This window comes from Amycolatopsis kentuckyensis (genome assembly GCF_002155975.1).
Lineage (GTDB): Bacteria > Actinomycetota > Actinomycetes > Mycobacteriales > Pseudonocardiaceae > Amycolatopsis > Amycolatopsis kentuckyensis.
In genome coordinates, this window is sequence record NZ_MUMI01000578.1 from 1 (window position 1) to 3,596 (window position 3,596).

Annotated in this window: 6 protein-coding genes; 2 read left to right on the forward strand and 4 right to left on the reverse strand. The window is 73.1% G+C overall.

Features of this window, described 5'->3' with window-relative positions:
• Window positions 1–64: 64 nt before the first annotated feature.
• Window positions 65–421, reverse strand: a complete 357-nt coding sequence (locus CCN39_RS42420) for a hypothetical protein (protein ID WP_086852185.1) — start codon at window positions 419–421, stop codon at window positions 65–67.
• Between the two features lie 137 nt (window positions 422–558).
• Here CCN39_RS42420 and CCN39_RS42425 point away from each other — a divergent pair, with 137 nt between their 5' ends.
• The gene (locus CCN39_RS42425; protein ID WP_086852177.1) at window positions 559–984 is read left to right on the forward strand and encodes a hypothetical protein; all 426 of its coding nucleotides are present in this window, start codon (window positions 559–561) and stop codon (window positions 982–984) included.
• On the opposite strand, the gene CCN39_RS50940 is transcribed toward CCN39_RS42425, so the two are convergent.
• Window positions 981–1,670 (reverse strand): GNAT family N-acetyltransferase, encoded by a 690-nt coding sequence (locus tag CCN39_RS50940; RefSeq protein ID WP_167455346.1) that lies wholly within the window; start codon window positions 1,668–1,670, stop codon window positions 981–983. The genes CCN39_RS42425 and CCN39_RS50940 overlap by 4 nt on opposite strands.
• 66 nt (window positions 1,671–1,736) lie before the next feature.
• Here CCN39_RS50940 and CCN39_RS50945 point away from each other — a divergent pair, with 66 nt between their 5' ends.
• Window positions 1,737–2,372 (forward strand): hypothetical protein, encoded by a 636-nt coding sequence (locus tag CCN39_RS50945; RefSeq protein ID WP_167455347.1) that lies wholly within the window; start codon window positions 1,737–1,739, stop codon window positions 2,370–2,372.
• On the opposite strand, the gene CCN39_RS42440 is transcribed toward CCN39_RS50945, so the two are convergent.
• Window positions 2,291–2,914 carry an RAD23 family protein gene (locus tag CCN39_RS42440; RefSeq protein WP_244211257.1) on the reverse strand — a complete coding sequence of 208 codons (624 nt, stop codon included), beginning with the start codon at window positions 2,912–2,914 and terminating at the stop codon, window positions 2,291–2,293. The two genes, CCN39_RS50945 and CCN39_RS42440, sit on opposite strands and share 82 nt — an antisense overlap.
• 81 nt (window positions 2,915–2,995) lie before the next feature.
• Window positions 2,996–3,403, reverse strand: coding sequence for a VOC family protein (locus tag CCN39_RS42445; protein WP_086852187.1), 408 nt, complete (start codon window positions 3,401–3,403; stop codon window positions 2,996–2,998).
• Between the last annotated feature and the right edge of the window lie 193 nt (window positions 3,404–3,596).

Consider the following 3,596-nt stretch of genomic DNA (forward strand, 5'->3'; position numbering starts at 1 on the left):
GGTGGACTCGCAGCCGGGCCGCGGCACCCGCGTCACGATGTGGGTGCCGGGCTGAGCCACGTGCTCAGGCCGCGTGGCGGGCGGCGCGCTCGGCGGCCAGGCTCGCGCGGCAGGCCGCGGTCAGCCGGGTGGTGGCGGCGCTGCCGCCGGCACCGCAGCGCGGGCAGGACATCGTGACGGCCAGGGACAGCTCGTCGACCGCGACGGCCAGCTCGGTCCGGCAGCTGCGGCACCAGCGGTGCCGGGTCACCGGGCTGACGTGCGCCGGCGAGGCGACGCACTGGTGGATCCACCGGCCGTGCACGTGGCAGGTCAGCCGGTCGTCGGGCGCCAGCAGGCCCATGTCCTCGGCGTCGTCCTCGGTGGCGAGCAGGACCGGCAGGCTCCGGACTCGGTTCGAGGTACTGGTCATGGCGGTCATCGTGCTCTCCTTCCCGTTACCGAAGCGTCGAACCGGCAGGTCGCGGATCGACACCCCGGGACCGGCTGGCCGGATCCCGGCGGTTCCTGGCCATCCGGCCACTCCCCCGAGAGCGCGAAGATCGCTAGCTTCGCACGGTGTCGAAAATCCTGCTTTCGGTCCACGTCCTGGCGGCGATCCTCGCCGTGGGCCCGGTCGCGGTCGCGGCCAGTATGTTCCCCGCCGCCGTCCGCCGCGGCGACGCCAAGGCGGCGACCCTGCTGCACCGGATCTGCCGCGTGTACGCCTACGCGGCCATCGCGGTGCCGGTGTTCGGCTTCGGCGTCGCGGGCACGATGCACGTCATGGGCGACCCGTGGCTGCTCGTGTCGATCGGCCTGACGGCGGTCGCGGCCGCGGTGCTCGCGCTGCTGATCCTGCCGCGCCAGAAGCGGCTGCTGGCCGAGGAGTCCACATCGGACGTCCTCGGCCGGCTGGCCATGCTGACCGGCGTGTTCAACCTGCTGTGGGCGGTGGTGACGGTGCTGATGATCGTCCGCCCGGGGTCGTCGACCGGCGCTTAGACCGCAACCGCGAGCGGCACGCGCACCGCCACGAAGTCCGGCCTGCGCCGCAGCGCGAACCCCAGCGAGAGGTAGAGGCGGATCGCCGAGGTGTTGCTCGCGGCCGCGTGCATCATCGGGATCTCGCCGCGCTCGCGGATGCCCGCGGCCACCGCGAGCACCAGCCGCGTCGCGAGGCCCTGCCCGCGGTACGCCGGGTCCGTGCAGACCGCGCTGATCTCCGTGTAGCCCGGCGGGTGCAGGCGCTCGCCGGCCATCGCGACGAGCGCGCCGCCGCGCCGGATGCCCAGGTAGGTGCCGAGCTCGACGGTCCGCTTCCGGAACGGTCCCGGCCGCGTCCGCTCGACCAGGTCCAGCATCTCCGCCACGTCCGCGGGGCCGAGCCGCACGGCTTCCGGCTCGGGCGCGGCCGCGACCCCCTCGTCGACCAGCTGCACGCCGGGGATCTCGTCGAGCACCTCCCAGCCGGACGGCGGCCGCGCCGCGGTCGCGGCGAGCACGACGACCGCCCCCGGGCCGGCAAGCTCGGCGACGTCCCGCCAGTCCTGCTCGCCGGGGTCGTCGGGCAGGCCCAGGAACGGCGCGACGTCCTCGGGGTAGCGCACGACGCGCCCCTGCCGTTCCGCGAAGCGGGCGTGCGGTCCGGTCAACGACGCCCAGGTCGGGTTGTCCAGCGCAGATGACATGGTGCCAGCATGCTGATCCGCGCCGGGTGGCCGCCGCCACTCCCACATCCTGGGTAGGGTGCGCACGTGGGTTCCCAGGTCCCCGTGTGGATTCCGATCGTCGTCGCCCTGCTCGGCCTCGCCGGCGTGCTCCTCACCCAGATCCTGTCGGGACGGCGGGAAGCCCGCCGGATCGCCGAAGAGGCCGCTCGCGAAGAGCGGCGGTGGCAGCGTGAACGCGAGGCCCGGACCCACGAAGCCCGCGCCGACGCCTACGCCGAGCTGCTCGGCGCCCTCGGCGCGTTCGACGCGGTGTTGTTCCGGGCGCTCCGGTCCCGGGAAACGAACCATCCCATCGACGAGTACCAGGTCACCGAGTTGCGTGAAGTGCGGAGCGAGACCCAGCACGCGCTCGGGCCGGTCACCCTGCACGCGCCGGAGGCCGTGCGGACCCTCATCGGCGACGCGACGCTGCCCCGCTTGCGGCTGGCCACCCGGTTGCTGGACCAGGCGAACAAGGGCGAAGAGGACCGTGCCCTCTGGACCGAGGGTCAGCGCGGCTACCGCCTGCTGCGCGCCAAGATGCGCCTCGACCTGGGCTTCGACGCGGAACCGATGGCCGCGATCGAGGCGATCGGCGCTCAGCCGACGGTGGTCAGCTCCTCGTCCGAAAGCACGTCGGACCCGGCCGACACGACCAGCCTGCCGCCGCCGACCTTGTAGCGGTAGTCGCCGTTCACCGCCACGAAGCCGTCGCCTTCGGCCTGAGCCGGCAGCATGATGTGGGTGTCGTCGGAGGCCGCCTGCCCGCGGGCCTGGCCGTCGTAGAAGATCCGGCCGTCGGGGACCCGGCAGATCGTCACGAGGGACTTCGCGGTCTGCCCCACGAGCAGCGCCGACCCCGTGCCGCCCGGCAGGTAGCGCGCGGCGTCCTGCGGGCACGGCTTGTCCGTGGCCGTGCTCGTGGACGGCGTGCCGGGCGGGGTGACGCCGTCCGCGGTCGTCACCACGGTCTTGGTGGTCGGCAGCGCGGGCGTCGTGTACTCCGGGAACGGCCCCGAGCCGGACGGCGACGGCTCCGGGCGTCCGGTGAACAGCAGCACCCCGCCCACCGCGACGCCGGCGACCACCATCAGGGTCAGCAGCACCCACAACGCCCTCGCGCGAGCCCGGCCCGGTGCCAGGCCCGCGCAGGTGCCGCAGCGCCGGCGCGCGGGGTCGTTGACCGCGCCGCACTGCGCACACGTCCAGGGAAAACCCGCCATCGGGCCTCCTTCGGCCCGGCGCCACGCCACGCCGGTGCCCCCATCGTCACCGACGGCGGCACCGGCTGCAACGGCTCGTGGCTAGCCGTGCACGACGTTGACCATCCAGGGGATGCCGAACTTGTCGATGCAGGCACCGAATTCGTCGCCCCACATCTGCTTTTCGAACGGAACCGTCACGGTGCCGCCTTCGCTCAGCTTGTCCCAGTAACCGCGCAGATCGCCGGCGTCGTCCCCGCTGAGGCTCACCGAGATGTTGGTGCCCGGGTTGTGCTCCATCCCGGCCGGGGTGTCCGACGCCATCAGCGTGAAGCCGTTTTCGGCCTCCAGCTGGGCGTGCATGACCTTGTCCGCGTCCGCTCCTTCGGGTGAACCGAATTCCCCGAACGTGTTCAAGGTGAGCGTGCCGCCGAAGACACCCTTGTAGAACTCCATGGCCTGCCGCGCGTCGTCGCGGAAGCTCAGGTACGGGTTCAGACGAGAAGCCACGGCCATCTCCTTCGATCGGACGAGAGCAGCATCCTCGCAGAACGCCCGGTCTGCGCCAATCGGCGGATTTTCAGCGCCGCGGTGCCCCGGGGCGGGTCAGAGCACGAACCGCCGCTGCGCGACCGGCTCGAGCGGCAGCGCGCCGTGCAACGCCGCCCGGGCGCGCAGTTCCAGCGCCCGGTCCAGCGGCCGG